Annotated in this window: 11 protein-coding genes and 5 pseudogenes; 11 read left to right on the plus strand and 5 right to left on the minus strand. The window is 65.8% G+C overall.

What is annotated here, in order from left to right; translation table 11 throughout:
• Positions 1 to 95: 95 nt before the first annotated feature.
• The 4 genes and pseudogenes from OG985_RS47975 to OG985_RS47990 form a co-directional block, all read left to right on the plus strand.
• On the plus strand, positions 96 to 2,234 hold the full coding sequence (locus OG985_RS47975; protein WP_371666463.1) for a peptidase domain-containing ABC transporter: 2,139 nt from the start codon (positions 96 to 98) through the stop codon (positions 2,232 to 2,234).
• A 472-nt stretch (positions 2,235 to 2,706) separates the two neighbouring features.
• The gene (locus OG985_RS47980; RefSeq protein ID WP_371666462.1) at positions 2,707 to 3,858 is read left to right on the plus strand and encodes an ISAs1 family transposase; all 1,152 of its coding nucleotides are present in this window, start codon (positions 2,707 to 2,709) and stop codon (positions 3,856 to 3,858) included.
• 435 nt (positions 3,859 to 4,293) lie between these two features.
• Positions 4,294 to 4,446: a hypothetical protein gene (locus tag OG985_RS47985; RefSeq protein WP_371666461.1), complete on the plus strand. Its 153-nt coding sequence runs from the start codon at positions 4,294 to 4,296 to the stop codon at positions 4,444 to 4,446.
• Positions 4,447 to 4,514: 68 nt separating this feature from the next.
• A pseudogene (locus OG985_RS47990) lies at positions 4,515 to 5,057 on the plus strand (transposase); the annotation flags it as partial.
• Between the two features lie 29 nt (positions 5,058 to 5,086).
• Here OG985_RS47990 and OG985_RS47995 read toward each other — a convergent pair.
• A complete protein-coding gene (locus OG985_RS47995; protein WP_371674193.1) occupies positions 5,087 to 6,247 on the minus strand; it encodes an IS30 family transposase in 1,161 nt (386 codons plus the stop codon).
• A gap of 131 nt (positions 6,248 to 6,378) precedes the next feature.
• Positions 6,379 to 7,950: an ISL3 family transposase gene (locus tag OG985_RS48000; RefSeq protein ID WP_371666459.1), complete on the minus strand. Its 1,572-nt coding sequence runs from the start codon at positions 7,948 to 7,950 to the stop codon at positions 6,379 to 6,381.
• Positions 7,951 to 8,039: 89 nt separating this feature from the next.
• On the opposite strand from OG985_RS48000, the pseudogene OG985_RS48005 reads away from it, so the two are divergent.
• From OG985_RS48005 to OG985_RS48030, 6 genes and pseudogenes are all read left to right on the plus strand, one after another.
• Positions 8,040 to 8,675 (plus strand): annotated as a pseudogene (locus tag OG985_RS48005) (IS256 family transposase); the annotation flags it as partial.
• 248 nt (positions 8,676 to 8,923) lie between these two features.
• A pseudogene (locus OG985_RS48010) lies at positions 8,924 to 9,691 on the plus strand (ISAs1 family transposase); the annotation flags it as partial.
• Positions 9,589 to 10,071, plus strand: a pseudogene (locus tag OG985_RS48015) (transposase); the annotation flags it as partial. The pseudogenes OG985_RS48010 and OG985_RS48015, both read left to right, overlap by 103 nt.
• 508 nt (positions 10,072 to 10,579) lie before the next feature.
• Entirely contained in the window at positions 10,580 to 10,954 is a 375-nt protein-coding gene (locus OG985_RS48020) for a Rieske (2Fe-2S) protein (protein ID WP_371666458.1), read from the plus strand.
• 401 nt (positions 10,955 to 11,355) lie between these two features.
• Positions 11,356 to 18,228: an FG-GAP-like repeat-containing protein gene (locus OG985_RS48025; RefSeq protein WP_371666457.1), complete on the plus strand. Its 6,873-nt coding sequence runs from the start codon at positions 11,356 to 11,358 to the stop codon at positions 18,226 to 18,228.
• 194 nt (positions 18,229 to 18,422) lie between these two features.
• Positions 18,423 to 18,923 (plus strand): annotated as a pseudogene (locus OG985_RS48030) (transcriptional regulator); the annotation flags it as partial.
• A gap of 249 nt (positions 18,924 to 19,172) precedes the next feature.
• On the opposite strand, the gene OG985_RS48035 reads toward OG985_RS48030, so the two are convergent.
• The 3 genes from OG985_RS48035 to istB form a co-directional block, all read right to left on the minus strand.
• A complete protein-coding gene (locus tag OG985_RS48035) occupies positions 19,173 to 20,822 on the minus strand; it encodes a recombinase family protein (RefSeq protein ID WP_371666456.1) in 1,650 nt (549 codons plus the stop codon).
• Positions 20,804 to 21,136: a hypothetical protein gene (locus OG985_RS48040; RefSeq protein ID WP_371666455.1), complete on the minus strand. Its 333-nt coding sequence runs from the start codon at positions 21,134 to 21,136 to the stop codon at positions 20,804 to 20,806. The genes OG985_RS48035 and OG985_RS48040 overlap by 19 nt, the downstream gene beginning before the upstream one ends.
• A gap of 704 nt (positions 21,137 to 21,840) precedes the next feature.
• Positions 21,841 to 22,536, minus strand: coding sequence for an IS21-like element helper ATPase IstB (gene istB / locus OG985_RS48045; protein ID WP_371674203.1), 696 nt, complete (start codon positions 22,534 to 22,536; stop codon positions 21,841 to 21,843).
• A gap of 109 nt (positions 22,537 to 22,645) precedes the next feature.
• Here istB and OG985_RS48050 point away from each other — a divergent pair, with 109 nt between their 5' ends.
• A complete protein-coding gene (locus OG985_RS48050) occupies positions 22,646 to 24,055 on the plus strand; it encodes an IS701 family transposase (RefSeq protein WP_371666454.1) in 1,410 nt (469 codons plus the stop codon).
• Positions 24,056 to 24,076 lie beyond the last annotated feature (21 nt).

The raw sequence follows: 24,076 nt of genomic DNA on the forward strand, positions 1-24,076 counted from the left end.
CTACCGGCTCCTGTTGGTCACCGTGGCTGGCGGTGTCCTGCTCGCTTTGACATACCAGGTCGACGGTCAGTCGCTTCTAGGCCTCGTGACCGGCCATGGCTAAAGGTATCCCGTACATCGCCGGCATGGGGCTGACCGACTGCGGGCCAGCTTGCCTGGCCATGGTACTCGCGCACCACGGCCGTCACGTTCCCCTCAGCGAGGTCCGTGACGCGACCGGGACCGGACGCGACGGCTCGACCGCTGCGATACTTGTCAATGTCGCCCGACGGTATGGACTCCAAGCCCGCGCTGTGCGCGCCGATATCGACGACCTGTGCCGCCTGCCTCAAGGGTCGATTCTTCATTGGGAGTTCAACCACTTCGTCGTATTCGACCGGTGGCGCCGGGGCACCGCCGAGATCATCGACCCGCGAGCGGGACGGACCCGGGTCCCGGCCGGCCAGCTTCATCAGTCCTACACCGGCGTCGCCATCACGCTTGAGCCCACGCCCACCCTGTCACCCCGGGGCCGAGCTCCCAAGGGATTGTTCCGCTACCTAAGACCGTTGCTGGCACAGTCGCGGAACCTGCGGCGCATTCTCGTAACCTCACTGCTGTTGCGGGTTTTCTCACTCGCCGTGCCACTGCTCACCGCCACTCTGGTCAACCGGACTCTGCCCGACGGCCACCACCACCTGCTTGCCGTTCTCGTGACTGCCATGTGCGTCCTGACCGGCTACCACTTCATCACCGCGTTCCTGCGTTCCCGGCTGCTGCTGCAACTACGCACCGACCTCGACCTGCAGATGACCCTTGGATTCATGGGGCATCTGGTCGACCTGCCCTATGCATTCTTCCTCCAGCGCTCAGCGGGGGACCTGATGATGCGGCTCAAGTCCAACAGCGTGATCCGCGAAAGCCTGGCTAACGGAGCGATCTCGACCCTGCTGGACGGCGGCCTGGCCACGCTCTACCTCGTCGTCCTGTTTGCTCTCAGCCCACCCATCGGTGCGTTGGCGCTGACGCTGGGCGGGCTGCAGGCGGCGCTGCTCGTGGCCGCGCGCAAGCGCAACCGACAACTGATGGCCGAGGGCCTGCAGGCCGAGGCTCGCTCCCAAGGCTACGTGTACCAGCTCCTGGCGGGCATCGAGTCACTCAAGGCGGCAGGAGCGGAACGGCGCGGGTTTGACCACTGGACGAACCTGTACATCGCCGAGGTCAGCACGGCCGTCAAGCGAGGCCGCCTTTCCGCGCTGGTTGACTCCGCATTGGCCAGCTTTCGTTTCGGCTCCCCGCTGGCGGTCCTTGCCATCGGCGGATATCAGGTCCTCGACGGAGCGCTTTCCGTGGGCACCATGCTGGGACTGGTCGCCGTGGCGGCTGGATTCCTCGAACCACTAACCGCACTGGTGATCACTGTCCTGGATCTGCAACGGCTGGCCAGCTACTTCGAACGCATCAACGACGTGCTCGACACCCCGACTGAGCAGGCATCCCAAAATCCGCGGAAACCTGGGCATCTGTCCGGACGTATCACTGCCGAAGCAGTGACGTTCCGGTACAACGGCTTCGCCACTCCAGCCGTCCATGACATCTCACTGGAGATCCGGCCCGGGCAGTCCGTGGCGATCGTCGGACCGTCCGCCTCCGGGAAATCCACGCTCGCTCACCTCCTGCTTGGCCTCTACCAGCCCGAAAGCGGCACAGTCCGCTATGACGGTGTGGACCTGTCCGCGATGGACACCCGCTCCGTGCGGCAACAGCTTGGCATCGTCACCCAGAACGCGTACGTCTTCGGAGCAAGCATCCGGGACAACATAGCGCTCGCCGACCCCAGCGCTCCTTTTGAAGCTGTCGTCCGTGCCGCCGCACTGGCCTGCATCGACGCCGACATCACAGCCCTGCCCATGGGCTACGAAACCCCACTCATCGACGCTGGCGCATCCCTGTCCGGAGGCCAGCGACAGCGCATCGCCCTGGCCCGGGCACTCGTCCACGAACCGTCGATCCTCCTTCTCGACGAAGCAACCAGTGCCCTTGACCCCATCACCGAACGCCAGGTCTACGACAACCTCGCCCAGCTCGGGTGCACCCGAATCATGATCGCCCACAGTCTCAGGACCCTCGCCCACGCTGATCTGATCGTAGTCATGAACCATGGCACCATCGCCGAACAGGGAACCCACGACGACCTGATGATCCTCGAAGGCCTCTACCACCGTTTGGTCTCCAACGAAGCGGGAGTATCGTGAATCGGCGACATACCCTGGGAGAGCCAGCCCCGAAGAGCGGCAGAGGCACTGTCTGAGCTGCCGGCCCGTCACACGCGCCGCAGGACACCCTCGCCCGCCTGGGGTTTCATGCCCGCGGACCGCTCGGGGTGCGGTTCGCCGGCCTCGCCTTCGACTGTGCGCCGGGTGCTGATCCTGGTGTGTCCCGGCGGCCTCGCCGACCTTTTCGGACACTGAGCTTGTTCAGTTCGGCCACTGATCGGGTGACGTGTGGTGAGGGCGGAACGGGCAGAGCCCCGGGGCTGTTGAGCGAGGTGTCTACGCGTCAACTCTTCAGCCTTGGGGCTCTGGTCAGGGCGATTGCAAAGTCGTGGTGATCTCTCGGATGCGCATGTCACGGCGGTGTGGATGCTGGTCGGGTGCGCGACCGGACGCAACGAAGCTCCGTTGTGGGGGTGACCTTCCCAAGTCGCCGTCCCGCAACGGAGCTTCGATGTGCCGTCAGTCTGCCACCGTCTGTCTGGTCAAGTCGCCCACCCGTCAGCACCGTGTGATCGGCCCGCTGGCCGGGCGGCTGCGGGCACTTGCCGATCCGCGGTACCGGCGCGGGAAGCGTCACCCTTTCGTGGCAGTGCTGCTGATCGCCTGCTCCGCCGTGGTCACCGGTGCGAGGAGTTTCGTGGCGATCAGCGAGTGGGCGGCCGAGGCCCCGCAGGATGTCCTGGCCCGGCTCGGTGCCCGTACCGCGACCGACCTGTCCGTACGTGTCCCGCCCAGCGGCGCGACCATCCGTCGGGTCGTCAAGGACACCTGCCCCGGCGGCCTGGCCGACCTCCTCGGCCATGACCCGGCCGGCACCGACACCCTGGCCCTGGACGGCAAGAGCGCCCGCGGCTCGCGCCACGGCACCACCCCGGCCGCGCACCTGCTGGCCGCGATGACCGGCACCGGGATGACCGTCACCCAGCTCCGGGTTCCGGAAAAGACCAACGAAATCACCTGCTTCGCCGCCCTGCTGGACCCCTTTGACCTGCAGGGTGTCACCGTGACCGGCGATGCTCTGCACACCCAGCGCGAGCACGCCCGCTTCCTCGTCGACGTCAAGAAGGCGCACTACGCCTTCACCGTGAAGCGGAACCAGAAGAACCTCTACGAGCAGCTGCGGACCCTGCCCTGGGGGCAGGCGGCGGCGAAGTTCTACGACCGCACCACCGGCCACGGACGTAAGGAGACCCGGGTCGTGCAGGCCCTGACCGTCACCGGCCTCGGCGTCGACTTCCCCCACGCCGCCCAGGTCGCCAAGGTCGTACGCCACCGCACCGACACCAAGACCGGCAAGCAGAGCCGGGAAACGGTCTACGTGATCACCGACCTGACCAGCCGCCAGGCGTCTCCCGAACGGATCGCAACGATCTTGAGGGCGCACTGGGTGATCGAAAACAGGCTCCACTTCGTCCGCGACACCGCCTTCCGCGAAGACGCCTCCAAGATCCGCACCGGGCACAGCCCGGAGAACATGGCCACCCTCCGCAGCTTCGCCATCAACCAACTCCGCGACGCCGGCCACACCAACATCGCCGCCGGACTCCGCACCACAGCCCTCCGCCCCTACGAGCGGCCACTGGCCCTACTCGGCCTCAACTGACCTGCGCGACACACGATCGAAGGACTTTGCAATCGCCCTGGACACCGACCCCTTGATCAGGTGGGGCCCAGGGCTGTTCCAAAATCCTGCCCCGCCACCACCTGAACCCTCCCCGCCTGCCGCATCCATCAGGACACCGACGCCGGAGAGTCAACTCGACCTGCCCGGGCACTACTTCATTTTCGGATCAGATCCAGAAAACCCTGACAGTTCACGCTATCGAGTATCGGCTGCTCTAGTCAGGGGGCGCTGCCTGAGCTGAGGGTAGTCAGCGGAACGGGGGGTGCCAGAATCTTTGGATCCCCCACCTGACCTGCTTTCGAAGTGCAAGGACACGGCAGCTGTAGTTCGTGAGGCGTAGAACGTCGTCACTCGTCAGAGTGGTGGATGGGGTGCCTGAGGGCAGAGGTACGGCCACCTGCATCGTGATCGTTTGTGACGACGAATCAAGACGCGGTGGCCGTGCAGGCCACGCTAGCGCACGCCGTGTGGGACGAGTCCTTCGAGGTCCTGATGGGCCGGGTCGCGGGGTGCTTCCCGCGCCGGGAAGCCCGGCTGACCTGCCGGAACATGGTTCAGGGCTGCTGATGGTCAAGGACTCGGCGAGCGGGACTGTGAATCGTTCGGTGTAACTCCCGATCATGGAAGATGCATCGATGACCAGTGAGAACGAGTCCGAGTCCGAGAGTGTCGAGCCCACGCAGGCTGCGTCGGTGAAGGCCGTGGACGACCAGTTGATCGACGAGCTGGTGGGCCGTGCCCAGGCCGAGGGCCTGCAGCTGACCGGCGAGGGCGGGCTGCTGCAGCAGCTGACCAAGCGGCTGCTCGAGTCCGCTCTGGAAGGCGAGATCACCGACCATCTCGGCTATGACAAGCACGATCCGGCGGGCAAGAACGGCGGCAACTCCCGCAACGGCAAACGCTCCAAGACCGTGCTGACCGACGTCGGCCCGGTGGAGATAACCGTGCCCCGCGACCGCGACGGCTCCTTCGAACCGAAGATCGTCAAGAAGCGACAGAAGCGCCTGACCGGCGTCGACGAGATGGTTATCTCGCTGGCCGCGAAGGGCTTGACCACCGGCGAGGTCCAGGCCCACCTGGCCGAGGTCTATGGGGCCGACGTTTCCCGCCAGACCATCTCCACCATCACCGACAAGGTCCTGGAGGGCATGGCCGAATGGCAGAGCCGCCCGCTCGACGCCGGGCGGTTTCCATCAGTGGTTGCGAATCACCTGGTCAATGGGCCTGTGAGGCATTCTTGCATGGCCTCGGCCGGGGTCTTGTCCCCGAGGACGATGCGGGGTCGGTGGTTGAGTTGGCGGGCGACGGCGCGAAGGTCTTGTGCGGTGTGGACTGACAGATCGGTGCCTTTGGGAAAGTACTGCCGCAGCAGGCCGTTCATGTTCTCGTTGGTGCCGCGCTGCCAGGGCGAGTGAGGGTCGCAGAAGTAGATCCGGAAGCCGGTGAGGGCCTCGATGTCCTCGTGGAGCGTCAGTTCGCGCCCCTGGTCCCAGGTGAGGGTTCTCTTCATCTGGGGCGGGATATGCGCGGTCTGCGTGATCAGCGCGTTGCGCACCTGCGGGGCCTTCCAGCCGCCGGGCAGGTGGATCAGGTGAACGTAACGGGTGGTGCGCTCGACCAGGGTGCCGATCGCCGAGCCCTGTCCGCGGCCGATGATGAGGTCTCCCTCCCAATGCCCGGGAGATCTGCGGTCGTTGACCTCAACGGGGCGCCGGTGGATCAGCGTCATGTTCTTGATCTTGTTCAGGGTGGGCACGCCGCGACGCTGCTTCTTGCGTCGGGTTCGGCCGGTGCGGAGCTTGGCGTCGCGCCGGCCGAGGAGGCCGGCAAACAGGGCCCGGTAGATCGTCTCCGGGCATGCCCGCATCGATGTGTCGTGGGCGTGTTCGCGGGCCAGGTGACGCGAGATCTGCTGAGGAGACCACTTCTCAGTGAGCTTCTCGCGCACGAACGTCCGCAGCGGCTCGCCGACCCGGATCTTCTCCTCTTTGGGACGCCTGCGACGCAGGAGGGCGCGATTGTGGGCCCACCAGGGGTTGTAGCGGCCGTCCGGCTTGCTGTTGCGCTCGATCTCCCGGTAGACGCTCTGAAAGCTCTTCCCGATCGAGGCCGCGATCCGCTTCACGCTCTGATCGGAGTGCAGGCCGTCGGCGATCGCGATGCGGTCGTCCTGGGTGAGGAAGCGCGGCGATATCGGGCCGGGGTCAGCAATGATCATGCTCCCAGCATCGATGAACCACAACGAACCGCAGCTCGTGGACACCCCGACCTGGCGGGCGGCAGCCGCACCTCGATACCCCGCGTGCAGCAGCTCGAAGTACCTCTTCTTCACCGCAGTCGGCACTCTGTTGGGGGCGTACCTCGGCATGCAAACACTCTCCTTCCGGAGCGTTCGCAACAACCAATAGAACTCAAGCCGTCTATCCGGTCATCTTCATCGACTGCATCAACGTGAAGATCTGGGTTCTGGCGATGATCTTGTGATTCGGGCGGTGGGGCTCACCGTGTGAGCAGGACGCGTTTGCGAAGGAGATCGAGACTGGCCCTGCCGAACATCTGGCGTTTCAGCATCTTCAGCCGGTTGATGTTGCCCTCGACGGCGCCGGAACTGTGCGGTAGAGACAGCCCGTTGCGGACTGCGTCGAAGTCGCGGCGGAGGTTGCGCGCGAAGCCCGCAAGCGGAGCCAGACTGTCCTGTTCGACGTCGATGATCCAGTCTTCGAGGCGGTCGCCGTGCCGTCCGGTCATCATCGCGGCGAACTTCCTGACGTGAAGAGTGAGCCGGTCAAGTTCAGGATCGCGCTCACGCAACCGGTGCAGGTTGTCAGCGTCCTCGTCCCGCAGGTGCTCGGGGTGCGTCATGATCCAGGAGGTGACCTCGCGGACCGAGGGAGGCTTCGGTCCCGGATCGGGTGCGTGTCCGCGCCCGGTCCGGTAACGCCGCAGATGCCGCTGAACGGCCAACTCGCCGCCGGAATAACCGAGTTGCTTGATCTCCCGGTAGAGCTGGGCAGCGTTTCTGACACCCTCGTTCCAGCGCCGGTGCAGGTAGCCGACGTACGGATCAACGACATGCGCTCGTTGGAGGTTCTTGGCCACGACATCGTCGGCGGAGCGTGCGTTGACCAGTTTGCGGACGGTGGCCTGGTGCAGCCCGAGCTTCCGGCCGATCGCCGCCTTCGACATCCCCTGCTGCCACAGTTCGTGGGCGGCAGCATGCTGCTCACGCAGCCGGATCACGATCTTCAGCTCTTTCGGCGGCTGGACCACCTCGGGTTCCACCTCCACGAGGTCGGGGCCGGAGGCTGAGCCGGGATGCGGTTCGGTCAGGTGGGAGCGATGGGCGTTGACCGTCTTCTCAACCGCTTGGCCGAGGTTGGCCCACAGGTGATAGCGATCCGCGACCTGTTCGGCCTGCGGCGCCCCGACCCGAGCGCCCTCCCCGTAACCGCTGGAACGGTCTCGGCAAATGACCCTCACCTCTGGGTGATCGCGGAGCCAGGCGGCCAGGTCCTCCCCGTCGCGGCCGTCGTAGATGTGCAGCGGACGGTGGGTGGCCATGTCGATCAGGACCGTGCCGTAGTGGCGGCCCTTGCGGAAGGCGAAGTCGTCGACCCCGAGGATCTCCACCTCGCCGATCTCCGGCTCGGGCAGGGACCTGACCAGCCGCAACAGCGTATCCCTGCCCACGGTGAGGCCGACCGCGGCCGCCAAACGGGCTCCTGCCCGGCCGGCCAGGGACAGGCCGATCTGCGTCAACACCCCACGCAGCTGCGGGGTATGTCGGCTGTGCGGGGTGGTCAGTCCCGCGATCTGCTCGGCAAACGTCACCGCCGTGCAGGCAGGGTTCTCACAGCGGAAGCGGCGTATGCCTAACTCGATCACGACGCCGAGCCCGCCCACGGCGACATCACGCAGCCGGCGTACATACCGGCCGTGCACCCGTGCCGAGCTTTGGCCGCACCGGCAAGCCGCGGTCGTCGCTCGCGCGCGCGTCCTCAGCACCACCTTGTCGGGCCGCCGCTGGACCTCCTCGATCAGCAACGCGGACAGGTAGGGAAACAACTCCAACAGCACATTACGAGAGCACGCGATGCATGATCGCGAACATCTGAAACGACCTGCACAAGCGTCCGGATCACAAGATCGTCGCCAGAACCAAGATCCGCGACGGCGCGGTCGCCAACCGGCCCATCTACGTGGCCCTGGCCGTCACTACCGAGGGCCGGCGCGAGATCCTGGGGCTCTGGGCCGGCGACGGCGGCGAGGGCGCCAAACACTGGCTGCACGTCCTCACCGAGATCAAGAACCGCGGCGTCAGCGACGTCCTCATGCTGGTCTGCGACGGGCTCAAGGGCCTGCCCGAGGCAGTGGAGACCGTTTGGCCGCGGACGATCGTGCAGACCTGCGTGGTGCACCTGCTGCGGAACTCGTTCCGCTATGCCGCCCGCCAGGACTGGGACAAGATCGCCAAGCTCCTCAAGCCCGTCTACACCGCTCCCACCGAAGAGGCCGCCTTGGACCGGTTCGCCGAGTTCGCCGACGCCTGGGGCCGGAAGTATCCGGCGATCGTGAGACTGTGGGAGAACGCCTGGGAGGAGTTCACTCCGTTCCTGCGGTTCGACACCGAGATCCGCCGCATCGTCTGCACGACGAACGCGATCGAGTCGGTGAACGCGCGGATCCGACGGGCGGTCAAGGCCCGCGGACACTTCCCCAACGAGCAGGCCGCGTTGAAATGCGTCTACATGGCGATCATGTCCCTCGACAGGGCCCCGGCGAGTGCCTGGATCGTCCCGGTCTGGGGTGTTGATCTCGGTGGTGGGCCCCGGAAGCAGGTGAACACGGCACCTGTGGATCATGTAGTTCTCTACGCTGCAAGATCCACGAAGGTGCCGTGTTCGTTTCTCCATCATCCCTTGTCGCTGTCCCCGTGCCTTGTGCGCCCTGCCTGGAAGCCCTCGGCGAGGGTGCCGCCAAGGAGCAAGTGCGCTGCCTGGTCGCCGAGTTCGAGTCGGTCACCGATCCGAGAGGGGCTTGCGGAGTGCGGTACCGGCTCTCCTCGCTGCTGGCCCTGGTGGTCTGCGCGATGACCCCGTCCGGCCACGACTCGATCACCGCGGCGGCGGAGTGGTGCCGACGTGCGGCGCCGGAGGAACTGGCCGCCTTCGGCCTGCCCTACCACCCACTCCTTGGCCGCTACCGGGTGCCGAGCGAGAAAACCCTGCGCAGCGTCCTGGGGCGACTCGATCCCGGTGAGATCGGCGCGGCCGGTTACGACTACCTTCGGCCTCTGCTGTCCGCACAGCCCCGCCGGCCGGAGCCGGTGATGCCCGACGGTGGCACCGAACGTGAACAGCGCCGGGCTCACCGGGCGGCCGCCCGCGCCGAGCCGGTACGGCTCCGGCGGCGGGCGATCGCGGTGGACGGCAAGTGCCTGCGCGGCGCGAGGCGCCCGGACGGCAGCCGCGTCTTCGTCCTGTCCGCCGTCCGTCACGGCGACGGTGTCACTCTCGCCTCCCGCGAGATCGGCGCGAAGACCAACGAAATCCCCGAGTTCGCACCTCTCCTCGACCAGATCGACGACGCGGATCTCACGGGGGTGGTCGTTACCGCCGATGCCCTCCACGCCCAACGCGACCACGCCATCTACCTGCGCGAACGCGGCGCTCACTACCTGCTGACCATCAAGAACAACCAGCGCGGCCAGGCCCGTCAACTCCACGCCCTGCCCTGGAAGGAGATCCCTGTGATCCACCGCGACGACGCCCGGGGCCACGGCCGTCACGAGCAGCGGCTCGTGCAGGTCGTCACCGTCGAGGGCCTGCTCTTCCCGCACGCGGCCCAGGTCCTGCGGATCCAGCGCCGACGCCGTCTCTACGGGGCGAAAAATGGTCCAGCGAGACCGTCTACGCCATCACCGACCTGCCCGCCGAGGAAGCGAACGCAGCCGAGATCGCGTCCTGGGCTCGCGGGCACTGGACCGTGGAAAATACCGTCCACTGGTGTCGAGATGTCACTTTCAACGAGGACAAGTCCCAGGTCAGAACCCGCAACGCGCCCGCCGTACTCGCTACCCTCCGCGACCTGATCCGCAGCGCGCTCAAGCTCGCCGGCTACGTCAACACCGCCGCCGGACGACGAGCCCACACCGAGCGCCCCCGCGTCCTCGCCCTCTACGGCATCACATAACCAAACCGGACGATCCAGGCACACGCCGGGGCCCTGTGTCCCTCGATCCCACCGGCAAAGGCCAGGCCCGCTGGACCATGCGCTGGAAGACCGCGCTGAACGCCTTCGACATCACCTTCGACGGCCGCCTCTCCGCAGCCCGTCAGTAACCCCAACTACCCAGTTACACCGCTCGTTTGACAGACCCATTGGACAGTCCCGCGATGCCCGGAACGCGAAGAAAGGCCGATCGGTCAGGCAGTGGTTACTCAGGATGCAGGTGTTGTCTGCCCGGATACTCATGGCGCGGGTGTGATGTGCGACGGCTGTGAGCGTAGTCGGAAGCGTGGTTTCTTCGGTGGCCGAGAGGTTGCCGGTTGCGCAGATCTCCCGATGTGGCGTGGTCGCTGCTGGTGTTGGCAGCGTTTGAAACTGCTGGAGTGGGATGTGTATGGCGTCGAGTTCGGAAGCGGCTGGCACTGGTCCGGGAGCGGGTTGTGCGTCGAGGCGGAGGGTGGTGGTTGAGGGGTTGGCTGTCGCCGCGGCGGTGACGGTGCTGGCCGGATGTGGCAGGCAGGAGAAGGAGGGGGCGGTGCGGGAGGCGGCGGCTGCGGCGGCTGCGGAGTTGGCCCGTGCGGATGAGGTTCCGCGCGGTGGGGGTTTGGTGGTGCCGTCGGCCAATGTGGTTCTGACCCGTGGTGAGGGTGGTGAGCTACGCGCTTTTTCCGCGATTTGTACTCACGCGGGCTGCGTCGTCGCGGAGGTGAGCGATGGGAAGATCCTTTGCCCGTGCCACGGCAGCCGATTCGATGCCGTGACGGGGCGGCCGGTTCACGGCCCGGCGACTAAGGCCCTGCCCGTGGTGAAGGTCACCGAACGGGACGGAGTGATCGTCAAGGGCTGAGCCGCTGCAGCAAGCGTTCGGTAGGGACAGGACGACGGAGGCGGCTGCCCGACGTCCCATGAATCGATCCGCCTGCACGTTCTCGCAAGCATGGTTCGGCAAAGTGCCCCTGGCAGTCCTACTCCCGCGGCAGGCTGACCCTTCAGCGGTCCAAGACCAACCGGGCAATTCCGAAACTCGATATTGTTGTGCACTTACATCCGGTAAAGGTGGTGCCGTTTAGACGGGCGCTGTGGTTTTTCGTTTCTTCCGCGAATTGAATTTCGACCGGAAGATATCAGGGCGTCTGCAGTTACGAGTTTCGTTGTGTTTTCTCAGTACATTTCAAGGAGCCATTTCGTATGTTGTCGAGGGTTGGCAGAGGAGGCGGGAGGCGTCGTGGTTCGGCGTTTGCTGCCGCTTTGGGGTTGTTGGTGGGTGTGGTGCCGGGGGTGGTGTTTTCTTCCGGTGCATGGGCGGTGGATGGGCCGCCGGTGGCGAAGCATCCGGTCAAGTTGCCGGCGGAGTTGCCGCAGGTGGCTGGGGCGAAGGCTGGTTTTCTGGCGGGTTCGGGTGGGGTGGGTCCGGGTGGTGCGTTCACTTACCGGGTGCCGTTGAGTGTGCCGGCGGGCCGGGCTGGTGTGGAGCCGGGTCTGTCACTGAATTATTCCAGTGCCGGGCATGATGGGGTTTTCGGGCTGGGCTGGTCGGCGTCCGGGATGTCGTCGTCGATTAGTCGGTGTGGGAAGAATCCGGAGGATGACGGGACCCGCAGCGGTGTGCATTACGACAAGAACGACCGGTTTTGTCTCGACGGGGCCAGGCTCGTCGGGGTGGATGCGGAGCAGGGGACGTCGGGTGATTATGGTGCCGACGGAACGGTGTACAACACCGCGGAATCGAGTTTTGCCAAGATCGTGTCGGTGAACGACGACGGGTCGAGTGCGAGTTTGGACAGTGGTCCGGACAAGTTTGTGGTTGCCGGGAAGAACGGTCTGATCAGCACGTATGAGGCGCAGACCGGGGTGCGCGTCGGTGCGGATTCGGCGACGTTGACGAAGAGTTGGCTGGTGGACCGGGAGGTCACGGCGACTACGCCCGGCCCGCCTAAACCTGATGGAAGCCCCGGTACCCCGTTCACCGAGAAGGGGACGGTTCGAGACAAATTGTCGGATCAGTTCCTGCAGCAGCATTCCGATGAGGTTTCCACGCCGCGTGTGGTGTGGCTGCTGAAGAAGATGGCAGACCGCAACGGCAATGAGATGCGGTACTCCTACGACGTGCAGACTTCTCTGCTTTTCGGGAACCGCTTCTTGCCGAAGGCGATCGACTACACGTTCGGTCCGGGCCGTCAGGCGGAGCGGTCAGTTGAGTTCGGGTATGAGAGCAGACCCGACCCGACGTCTTCGTATGTGGCTGGTGTCCGTTACAGCAATACGCAGCGACTCAAGACGATCAAAATGTTTGCGCCGAATCCGGGTAAAAAGGCTTTGGTGCGGACGTACAATCTCTCTTACCTTGGTGCGGGGACTGCTGATCACGATAAGACGCGAAGTCTGCTCTGGCGAGTTCAGGAGTGCGGTGCGCTGAGCGGCTGTCTGCCGTTCAAGGAGTTCGACTGGTTCAATGCGGAGAACAGGCCGTCGTTTGACGGACAGTTCCTCGGGGGTACCTGGCATCCCGCGCCCGCTTCACCGACGGACGGCGACACGTCGATGGACCCGGTGATGTCCGTTCAGGACCTGGACGGGGACGGCGTCGATGACATTCTGACGCAGAACAACCTGTCGACCGGCCGGGGGGTGCAAGCCCGCCTCGGTGTCCGCGACGGCAGCTCGGTGGCGCCGCTGTCGGATGTGCGTGCGGTGAGCGGGGTCGGTGCGTTTCCTCCGGTCGAGCCGCAGGGCGCCAATCCGGGGCTGGACCTCGCACAGGGACGGCCCCTGGACTCGGACGGGGACGGCAAAACAGAATTCATGGTCCGCTCGGCGGACCTGACGGGCCTGCACGAGAAGGTGCTGCACTGGAATCAGGCCAAGCACGAGTTCGAGAGCACCGGCCTCGTTTTCGACGATGACGGGTACTACTCCAACTATGCGGATGTCAACGGCGATGGCCTGGTGGACCGTATTGCCGCGGATGTTGCGGCAGGAAGTGACGACCCGGACAACCGTAGGGATCTGTCGGTGCGGTTGAACAAGGGCGACAACCATTTCGCCAACCGCGTCGATTCCACCATCAAAGGCAAGTGCCCCGGAGCCAGGATCGCGGACGTTGATGGCGACGGCCGAGCGGACATGATCATCGACACGCCGCTGCTCGTCAAGGACCGGAACGGCAAGTACGTATGCGGTGTGGGATTCCACACCAATGCGGTCCACGTGGACGATCAGGGTGCCCTCAAGATCGAGCTCGGTCGGGGCTCGGACAGCAATGTTGGTGATCCCGGCTGGAAGTTCCCTCCGCTCGCACCGCAGCACCCCGAGTGGGAAAGGGAGATGAAGGACCTCGAAGGACACAATGTTCCCCCCTTCCCGACCGCTGACGAAAACGGCGTCTACGGGTGGCATTCCTACCAGGCCGACCTCAACGGGGACGGCCTCAAGGACACTTTGTTGATGGGGAGGGTGCCCGGCTACCACGACGTCATCCTGTGGAACACGGGCGAGGGTCTGTTCTGGGACGGCAAGACACTCGACGACAGCCTGCAGATCGATCACGATGCGATCGACTTGTGGCAGGATTCCACCGTGCAGATCGCGGACGTCAACAAGGACGGCCGCGACGATGTGGTCACCTTCGCCAAGACCGGCACGTCGTCGGTGTCCCTGCTGCTGTCCAAGGGCGACGGTACGTTCGACCTGGAGAAGGTCGCCGCCGGGCCGATGGACCGCATCGCCAGGCTGGGAGATTTCAATGGCGACGGGAACACGGACATCCTCAAGGCCGAGGCCAACCAGCTGGAGCTTTTGACGCAGACCTCCGACTCCGGCACCCGGATCACCAAGGTCCGGGACGAGGGCGCGGGCTGGAACCGGGAGTCGGTGACGTATTCCAGTGACTTCAGTGACCAGGCTGGTGCCGGAAACGCCGAGTGTGACTTCCCGCTGATGTGTGTGCACCGGGGTATGACGGTGGTGCGTCAGGTGACGTCGCGGGAAGGATCGTTCAAGAACGCGTCGGAGAATGCGCGTTCGGTGTTTTATTCGTACCGGGATCCGGTGGCGCATGTTCGGCAGGGCGGTCTCGGGTTCGGACAGGTGTCGGTGTGGGATCCGACCCGGCCCTCGATAACGGTCACCAACTATGATCTGCGGACCACGAAGGACGGCGGGAAACACTATCCGTTCGCCTCGCTGGCGAAGAATACCATGACCGCCACTCCGGTGCTGACGCAGAATCAGGTCAACAGCAAGGTGGCCTCGGCGACCGCACGGGTCACCCGGGTGGCGAATACGCCGGAGTTCCGTCCGCTGGACGGCGGGAAGACATTCGCGGTGTTCCCCAAGACGTCGTCTACCCAGGTGTGGGAGCAGAACGTCAGCCTCGACTGGGATGCGGCGGCCTCGAGCCATGTCGGCGGCCTGCAGGTTCCCGACCCGGCGGATGTGAAGCGGCAGGTGGACTCCACCACCACGTTCGACGACTACGGCAACCAGACCGACGCCAAGAGCGTGACGGTGGGAGGTGCGGCCGTCGAGTCGCACACCGACTACGACCTCTCCCCGCAACGCCAGCAGGACTGGCTGACCGGACTGCCGTCCAAGACGACGGTGCAGCGGACCGAGCACGGCAGCACCACTCCGGTGGTGCGGGTGACCGGGTTCACTCACGATGATCTGGGCCGGCGGACCGCAGTCAACACTGAGCCGGACAACACTGAGCCGGGCAACGCGGATCTGCGCAGCAGCGTGAAAACCGACTACACCGGCCTGGGCATGGTGTCGAAGGTGACCGCCACGACGCCGGGCCGGCCGGACCGGGTCACCCACACCGAGTACGCGCCGGCGTTCAGCGATCAGCCGGATGAGGGCATGTTCGTCTCGCAGGTGTGGTCTGAGCACAGTGTGGCCGCGCACCGGCCCTCGGTGTGGCAGGCGATGCATCCGGCGTTCGGGTTCGCGGTCGCCTCGGAAGACGTCAACGGCGTTGATTCCACCGTCTCCTCCTGGGACGACCTGGGCCGGCCCTTGACGGCGGCGACCACCGGCAGGCCGTCGGTGACCACCGCCTACAGTGCACACCTCGACGCCGGCAACATCACCGGCACGGAGGTCAAGACCACCAGTACCGACGGCGGCCAGGCCGTGAGCGTGAGCGACCCGGCCGGCCGGCCACGGACCAGTTCGGTGAAGGGTTTCAACGGCACCGCCAGTGTGTCGGTCACCGACTACGACCTGCTGGGCCGGGTGTTTGTGCACTCACGCCCCTCCACCGCTGCCGACCCCTACGACGGTTCCTCGGGCGTCACGGTGACCACCTTCGACAGCCTGGACCGGCCGATCCAGACCGAGAGCCCAGACCACAAGTCCACCGTGTTCACCTACCCGTCGTTCTTCACCAGCCAGGTGCAGTCCCCGCGCGGCAACACCACCCGGTCCACCGTCGACGTCGACGGCCGGCCCGTCAGCGCCACCGCCGTCCTGAAGAACAAGGACGGCTCCACCACCCCCGTCACCACCACCTACACCTACCCCCGGCTGCAGGCGAAGGCCACCGACACCAAGGGCAACGTCACCACCAGCGACTTCGACATCCTGGGCCGGACGGTCAAGTACACCGACCCCGACCGCGGCACCAGCACCACCCAGTACTTCGGCAGCGGCGAGGTCCGCCAGAGCGCCCGGCTCAAGACCAACGGCACCGACGCGATCGTCTCCAGCTACGACTATGACGACCTGGGCCGCCAGACCACCGTCACCGACACCGACAAACTCGCCGGCAAAACCCTCACCACCAGCTTCGTGTGGGACACCGCCGCCAACGGCAGCGGACAGATGGCCTCGGCCACCAGCCCCGACCAGGTCACCACCGCCTTCGGCTACGACACCCTCGGCCGCCTGGAGACCACCAACCTGAGCGTGCCCACCGGCGCCACCACCAAGACACTGCGCGCCGACACCACCTACGACTCCCTCGGCCGGGTCAAGGACCTCATCTACCCCGCCGCGGGCGCCAGCCGTATGTTCCTCACCACCGGCTACAACGCCAGCGGCTACCCCGAAACCGTCACCGACACCACCCCCGGCCAGAGCGCCAAGCAGCTGTGGAAGACCACCGGCCGCAACGCCGACCTCTCCCTGGCCACCGCAACCGTCGGCCCCAACGCCCTCAACCGCACCCAGGGCTACGACACCACCGGCCGGCTCACCGACATCGACATCACCAAACCCAGCAACGGCACCAAAATCCTCGACCTGCACTACACCTTCCATCCCGACGGAATGGTCAAGGACCGCATCCAGGACGACCCCACCGCCAAACGCGGCGAAACCTTCGACTACGACTCGATGGGCCGGCTCACCAACTGGACCCTGGCCAACGCCACCGACCCCGAAAAACCCGTCACCTACAGCTACGACACCATCGGTAACCTCACCGGCGTCACCGGAGCCAACCAGGCCGAAACCCGCACCATCGGCCGCCCCGACGGCACCCTGCCCCACGCACTGACCGCACGGGACAAAGAAAAATTCGTCTACGACGACCTCAACCGCATCCAGGAAACCAACGACGAACAAGGATCACAGGCCACCACCACCTACACCCCCTTCGACCTACCCCGCACCCAGACCTTCCGCGGTGACACCACACCCACCACCTACCTCTACGACGCCTTCGGCACCCGCGTCTCCAAGTCCGGCCCCAACGGCACCACCCTCTACGCCGGCAAACTCTTCGAACAACGCACCGACAAAAACAACAAAACCAGCTACATCCACTACCTCACCGGCCCCGACGGACCCATCGGCCAGGCCGTCACCGACACCACCGGCACCACCATCCAGTACACCCACGCCGACCACCTCGGCTCCACCAACACCGTCACCGACGCCACCGGCACCATCCAGCAGACCACCTACAACGACCCCTACGGCGGCCGCATCAAAGCCGACGGCACCCCCGACACCACCCCCCTGGGCACCCTCACCCGCGGCTTCACCGGCCACGAACACGACAACCCCGCCCAAATCAACATGAACGGACGCATCTACAACGCCTCCGCCAAAACCTTCCTCACCCCCGACCCCGTCACCACCAACCACCCCTACACCTACGTCAACTCCAACCCCCTCAACGCCACCGACCCCACCGGATACGACGACCTCGCCACCTACAACCAGCCCATGGCCACCTACACCGCCGACGAAATAACCGTCACCGGCGAAGCCATCGACACCTCCTCCACCATGACCATCAACCCCTGCGCCAGCATCATCGCCACCGGACCCGCATGCGGCAGCGGCAACACCGGCAGCGACAGCAACGGCTACACCACCGTCCAAATCGGCGACGGCACCAACGCCGTCTTCAACCAAGCCCTCCGCAACGCCGGCTACAACGTCAACCCCTACGGCGGCCCCGACGGAGACTTTTCACCCGCTATAGGCCCCCTCGAAACGGGGGAGGCCCTGTCTCCGGTACAAACAGAGCTGGAAAATGCAAATGCCAGAGTCGGGTTTTCTGGAGATAATCGCCTGATAGGCACGGGACCCATGTGGGTGACGGAAGGTGCAAATTATGCGTTCGTCTGGAGGGTTGGTTCGATTGAGGCTGGGGACACCGCAGAAAGCAAGATGGGCGTCATGCAAGAAGATCCGAACGCAATCTTCCCTTTCACGGTGCAACCCGTTGACCCTAGCACTCATCAGTCATGGGATTCAGGCCTCCCCCCGGCAAGCGCCAGAAGGGTCCGAGTGGGGAATGAATATAATCTATACAATGTCGAGACTGAAAGTGTAGTCGCGCCGAAGGGGTGGCTTCCGACTATTTCAAACAGTCCGGTACGGGTAATTTCAGCCACCCCGACAAGCTTCACGTTCGTGACACTTCCTGGGCATATTGACGGACCGGGAGCTCATGTGAGCTTCAGTACATTCTCGTCAGGTGACGATGTACTGCTAATGCAGCGAGGCTACGCGCCAGGAGCTAGTCGTGTGGTTACAACCGTGCAGCCTCTTTCCCTCTATGGGTGGGCTTGGCGAACGCAGGCCAGGAATCTTGCGGGATATCCCAATGGTCCAACGGGCCTCGTAGCAGTGGACTATTCGCACGAGCCGTTCGTGAATCATTGACCGATATTGAAATGATCATCGCACTGCAAGGCGCCGTGATCACATAGGCGGCCCTTCTCGTTCAGGGCTCTTGTAAGGTCGGCGTGATCTCGCGTTAAGGCGCTGGTCAGGCGGGGTGTGACCGAATAGATCGAAGCTCTGTTGGGGCGAGCGATTCATCAATCGCTTGTCACCAACGGAGCTTCGATGCGTTGCACACCGAACACCCGCCTGGCTTGCCGGGCACGGACCCGATGGACCCGGCGCCGAGAGAGGCGACCGACTGGCACCCGTCCCGGCGCACCTGCCACGGTTCCATGTGAGCGGCCCGACGGAAAGCTGTTTCGAGGAGGCCCTATGACTGGGCGCGGGACCTGCCCGACAAGGAATGCATGAAGCGCCACCTGCTCGGTATCGACTCAGCCTCGCCTTCGGTGCGGCCGCCAACGGCGCCGTCGTCGGCCTGGCCTCGCCGCCCGTGCACGTCACCGATCCGGCTTTCGATGCGGCGCTGCCGGGCCCATGGCTGGTCGACCTCTCCCACGTCGATCTGAACCGGGTAAAGGTCGGCAAGCAGTAGCGCGACCTCGACGGCGACCTGTTGCCCAGCCGCTCACGCCGACCGGCCAACGTCCCAAGGGCCCAGCTTGGTATGGCCCCCCACCGTGGCCTACGCGATGGAGCTGGGCTACGAGGTGGAACCTGGGGAGGCCTGGTGTGTGCTTCCCCTCGTAGCGTGGAGCCCTGAACCGTTCCGACTTCTCTGCCGCTCCGTTGTGAGCCATCAGAGAGGATGGGATACGTGCCTGTCAATGGACACGGGCTTCTCCCCGATGGCGGACTGATCACATCCCCACTGATGGACAGCAGATCTCCCCGCCGATGGACAGGCCGTTTCCCCAGGTGAGAGCTAGTTCAAGGGGACCACCCCCTCTCCTGCGGTGGCCTGGGTGAGCCGGAAGCTGTCACCCTGGGTGGCCACCAACGGAACGCAGATGGTCTTGGCTGGACGGTGCGGGGCGGCGGGGCCAGGGACTGGGTGGGGTGGGCTGCTGAGGTGGCTCGTCGAGTGGGATCCGTAGGTGGATCTTGACGTGCCGGCCGGTGACTTCGATCTCCTCGATGACTGTGCGGAGGAGGGCTTGTTGCCGGTCGAAGTCGAGGGCGTCGATTCCGGCGCGGGCCCGACTGGTGAAGTCGGCGATCCTGTCGCGGAGTTGGCCTGTCTGGGCAAGTTCGTGGCGCCGGGCTGCGAGTGCGTCACGTCGCTGGGCCAGGTCGTGGCGGCGGTGGTCGATCGCGGTGGCGCGTCGTTGCAGGTCGAGGAGGTCGATCAGACCGGCCTGATAGAGATCCGCCAAACGGCTCCGCTCGGCTTGAGTCGCGGCGATCTTGCGGTCGAGGCCACTCAGTTCCTTCGCCAGCAGTTCATCGCTGGATGCCTTCTGCGCGATTGCGTGCTGGCCAGCGAGGAGGACGTCGGGACGCAGGAGGACGTCGCGGACCTGGGCGATGACGAAGGCGTCCAGGACGTCGGCGCGGATGTTGCGTTCGGTGCAGCGGCGGTCGCTGCCGCCGGCTCGGATCGGGTCGTGGTTGCGGCAGTAGTAATAGCGGTGGAAGGCGCCGTTGCGGCCGCGCATCTTGTGACAGTTCGTGCCCACGTGGCAGGAGCCGCATTTGACCAGTCCGCGCAGCATCCACTGGCCGGGCTCGGTCCGGCGCGGGCTCCACTTGCTGTTGTTACGGCTCACGCGACCGACCGCGAGGAAGGTCTCTTCGCTGATGAGGGCGGGCACCGTGATGGCGGTCCAGTCCTCCCGCGGCCTGGGGACCTGGCGGGGACGGCGTTCTGGGCGCGGGTCGGGAACCGTGGTGGTGCGGTTGAAGTAGACCCGGCCGACGTATGCCTCGTTGTGAAGGAGCCGGGCGATGGTGGAGGATCCCCAGACGCCGTTGCCCTTCTTCGGGGTGGGGATGCGGTCGGCGGCGAGCCCGTGGATGATCTCGCGCATCGACAGATCGCGCACCGCGTAGTCCTCGAAGATCCGCCGGACCACTGCGGCCTCCGGCTCGAAGACCTCCAGGTGAGCGGCCCGTTCACCCTCTCGGGGAAGTCGCCGGTAGCCGTAGGGCGTGCGCCAGGAGATAACCTCGCCGGCGCGAGAGCGGAAGAGTTTGCCGCGCCGGTAGCGTTCAGCGATCTTGGCCCGTTCGTACTCGGCGATCACGCCCTGGACCTGTGTCAGCAAGATTGCCTGTGGATCGTCTGTGATCGGCGGGGCGTCGGTGAAGCAGACTTTCACCTGCAGGCGGGCCAGTTCGTCCAGGACGACGACCTGGTAGGCATAGACCCGGGCGAGTCGGTCCGGCGACAGGCACCACACCCGCTCGAACAGCCCGGCCTCGGCCGCGTCCCGCAGCGCGTCCAGGCCCGGCCGGTCCAGGTGGGCTCCCGAGCAGCCGTCGTCGGTGAACTCGGCGACCAGCTCGTCGCCCTCGGCGGCCACCCGTTCGTGCAGCACGGCCAGTTGAGAGCCGATGGTGCCGCGGGCCTGCTGCCCCTCGGTGGACACCCGCGCATAGAGCGCGGCCTTCACCGCACCCACCTCCATGCCTGATCACTCCCGAAGCCGAGACGGTCGGCGGCCTCCAGCAGCACCGCGAACACGGCGGCAAGCACGTCCATTCGCGGGTCATGGTGCGGTGTCCATGCAGGTCGACGCGCTCCGGACAGTTCGGCCATAAAGTCTGTCTCACCGGCCGGCCAGGAGATGAGTCCGACCAGTCCGCGGCGGGCGAAGCGGGCCGCAGCCAGCGAGGACGGCATCCTGCTGTGTTCGAGGACGTGACTGCGGAGCAGTTCGTACTCGGCCTGTGCGTGCTCGCCCGGCAGCGGAAACCAGCCCTGCCCCGACGATGTGGTCATGGCCGCCGGATCCGTTCCACCGTGCGCCGGTGCAACAGCTCGCCGAAGATTCGTTCCACCTCGTCGGCCAACACTGCACTCGAGAGGCCCGCGGGTGCCGCCTGGATGAAGGCACGATGTCCTCGGTGACCTTGACCGGGCCGTGCCGTCCGGGCCGCCCGTCCAGCAGACCCGTCATGCCTGCTTGTGTGAAGGACGCCTTTACCAGGTAGAACGCCGAACGTGAATAGCCGTGAGCCGCCGCTGTGGCGCTCACGCTCCGGCCCTCGACCACGTGCGCCCGGAGCATCTCGTACTTGACCTGGACCTTGTCGTGGGCCAGGAAGAAGCCGCCCTCTGCGAACAGCGGCGAGGTGACCATCTCCGGGTTCGGGTGCAGCAGTCCGGAGGTTTCCAGGACCTTCACTCTCGTCGGTTCGCTCATCGGCCCCGCCTCCTACTTCGGAAGGTAAGGCGGCCGCGAGTCCGTGTCGACCGTTTCCCGCCGCACTCTTTGAACGCGCCGGAACTACCAACAGCGCACGCCCTGTTGACGGCTCCTCGCACCGAATACCGAGGTCATGAAGCGGTGCTTCTCGCTGAACACGGCGGCAACGGTCACTGCACATCTGGGACCCTCTCCACGATGGGTCGTCGAAGACGTCGACGGTGCTCAGGACGCGAGTACAGCCCCTCCACCGACTCCTCGGATGCCAGCGTGACCGTCAAGTACAGCTTTGCGTTCCGTTGGTGACGACGACGTGGGCGTGGTGGAGGAGCCGGTCGACGGTCGCGGTGGCGAGGGTCTTGGGCATGATCTCTTCGAAACCAGCCGGGTGGAGGTTGCTGGAGACCGCGAGAGAGCGTTTTTCGTAGGCGGCATCCACCAGGCGGTAGAAGCCCTCGGCGGCGTCCGGCGCGATGGGCAGGAGTCCGATGTCGTCAACGATGACGAGGTCTGCCCGCATGATCCTGGACATGGCCTTGGCCATGGAGTCGTCCGCGCGGTGGCGTCGCACCAGTGTGCCGAGGTCTTCGATGGTGAACCAGCAGGTGGTCATCCCGGCCTCGATGGCCGCGTGGCCGAGTGCTTCGCACCAGTGGCTCTTGCCCGTGCCGGAGGGTCCCACGATGCAGAGGTTCTCTTGCCGTGAGATCCATTCCAGGGTGCGCAAGGCGGTCTGGGTTGCGGTGGGGATGGAGGACTTCGTCTCGTCCCACACCTGGAAGGTCTTCCCGGCTGGGAAGCCTGCCTTTTTGCGCCGGTTGACCAGCATCGCGGCGTCCCGGCCGGCGGCCTCTTCCGCCAGCAGGACGCGGACGAGTTCGGCGGGGTCCCAGCGCTGGGCGCGTGCGGTGGGGATGAGGTCGCTCAGCTGCCGTCTCACGTGCGGGAGCCGAAGCCGTCGGGTGAGCTCGATCGCCTCGTTACCGGTAGTTCGTTAAATCCGGCCGGTGGTGGGGATTGACGACGGGTTGGGTTGGTCGTAGGCCGGTGGTAGGAGTCAACTGCCTTGCTGGGGGCTGAAGATGACTGCTCGCCGTCCGTGTCCGCCCGCGCCGGGTCCGTTGGAGGAGTACGCGGCCCGGTTCGACGACCTCTTCTTCAGCCTGGCCCAGCGGCGGGGGTTTCGCGAATACCTGACCGGGCTGCTGGCACCGAGAGAGCGGAACAAGACGATCACCTGCCTGGCAGGGGCGGAACCGGTGGCAGGTGCAGGAATGCCAGGGGTGCAGCGGCTGCAGTTCTTCCTGTCCGAGTCGCCCTGGGAGGCCGAGCAGATCAACGACCGGCGGCTTGAGCTGCTGCACGAGGAGCCGGCGACCGCTCCGCACGACGGCGGGGTCATCGTGATCGACGATTCCGGAGACCGCAAGGACGGCACCGCGACCGCGCACGTGGGCCGGCAGTGGCTGGGCCGGCTGGGCAAGACGGACAACGGCGTCGTCACGGTGACCACGGTGTGGACCGACGGCCGCGTGTACTACCCGCTGCACGCGACTCCCTACACCCCCGCCCATCACTTCGCCCGCGGCCGGGCTGATCTGGCCTTCCGTACGAAACCGCAGCTGGCCGCCGCTCTCGCGGCCCGCGGGAAGGATGCGGGCTTCGGCTGCCGGGCCGTGGTCGCCGACTGCGCCTACTCCGTCAGCGACGACTGGTATCTCGCGCTGCGCGAGGCCGGCCTGGCCTACGTGGTCGCGCTCAAGCCGCACCGCGGCACCTGGGCTCCGGCCGACCAGCCGCACACCCCCATCGAGGCCGCGCACGCCCTGACCTGGAAGGGTGCCAGACGCCCTGGCGACTGGACGGCCGTGGAGCGTCACTTCCGCGACGGGCACACCGAGACCTGGTGGGCCGCCGATGCCCGCCTGGGCGGCTACGGTCCCGACTCGCCCTGCCGACTGGTCGTGGCCACCACCGACCCAGCCCGGCTGCCGGAGAAGGCCACCTGGTACCTGGCCACCAACCTGCCCCACCCCGACGCACCCCACGCCGCCACCAGCCCGCATCCGCCGGCCGACCTCGCCGAGATCGTCCGCCTCTACGGCCTGCGGCCATGGATCGAGCAGAGCTACAAACAGATCAAGGACGAACTCGGCTGGGCCGACTTCCAGGTCCGCTCCGATCGCGCCATCCGCCGCCACCAGACCCTGGTCAACTGTGCCTTCTCCTTCTGCTGGGACCAGTGGTTCAACCCACCCGGACCCCTGGATGACACCGCCCCGGACCCGTGCCCCGACGAGGGGCCAGAGAGGGGGACCAACCGAACCCCACCCACCCCAACTGCCCTGCTGGCCCAAGGCATTACGTTCGGTCCGCGCCTGGCTCACCCCCGCCACCACCCCGAACCGATGGTGGCGATCCTGGACGGACAGAGACCCACCCCCCGACCTCCAGGCCCTGATCGACGCGGTCACCACCGGACACGGCCTTGATCTCTACCTCCGGATTTACTG

The sequence above is a fragment of the Streptomyces sp. NBC_00289 genome, from assembly GCF_041435115.1.
Lineage (GTDB): Bacteria > Actinomycetota > Actinomycetes > Streptomycetales > Streptomycetaceae > Streptomyces.

What these genes read in the sequence shown, in the direction of transcription:
- OG985_RS47975 (WP_371666463.1), top strand. Translation starts at nt 96, where the DNA reads ATGGCTAAAGGTATCCCGTACATCGCCGGCATGGGGCTGACCGACTGC.
- OG985_RS48040 (WP_371666455.1), bottom strand. Translation starts at nt 21,136, where the DNA reads ATGACCACATCGTCGGGGCAGGGCTGGTTTCCGCTGCCGGGCGAGCAC.
- OG985_RS47980 (WP_371666462.1), top strand. Translation starts at nt 2,707, where the DNA reads ATGTGCCGTCAGTCTGCCACCGTCTGTCTGGTCAAGTCGCCCACCCGT.
- OG985_RS47995 (WP_371674193.1), bottom strand. Translation starts at nt 6,247, where the DNA reads ATGCCGAGGTACGCCCCCAACAGAGTGCCGACTGCGGTGAAGAAGAGG.
- OG985_RS48035 (WP_371666456.1), bottom strand. Translation starts at nt 20,822, where the DNA reads ATGGAGGTGGGTGCGGTGAAGGCCGCGCTCTATGCGCGGGTGTCCACC.
- OG985_RS48050 (WP_371666454.1), top strand. Translation starts at nt 22,646, where the DNA reads ATGACTGCTCGCCGTCCGTGTCCGCCCGCGCCGGGTCCGTTGGAGGAG.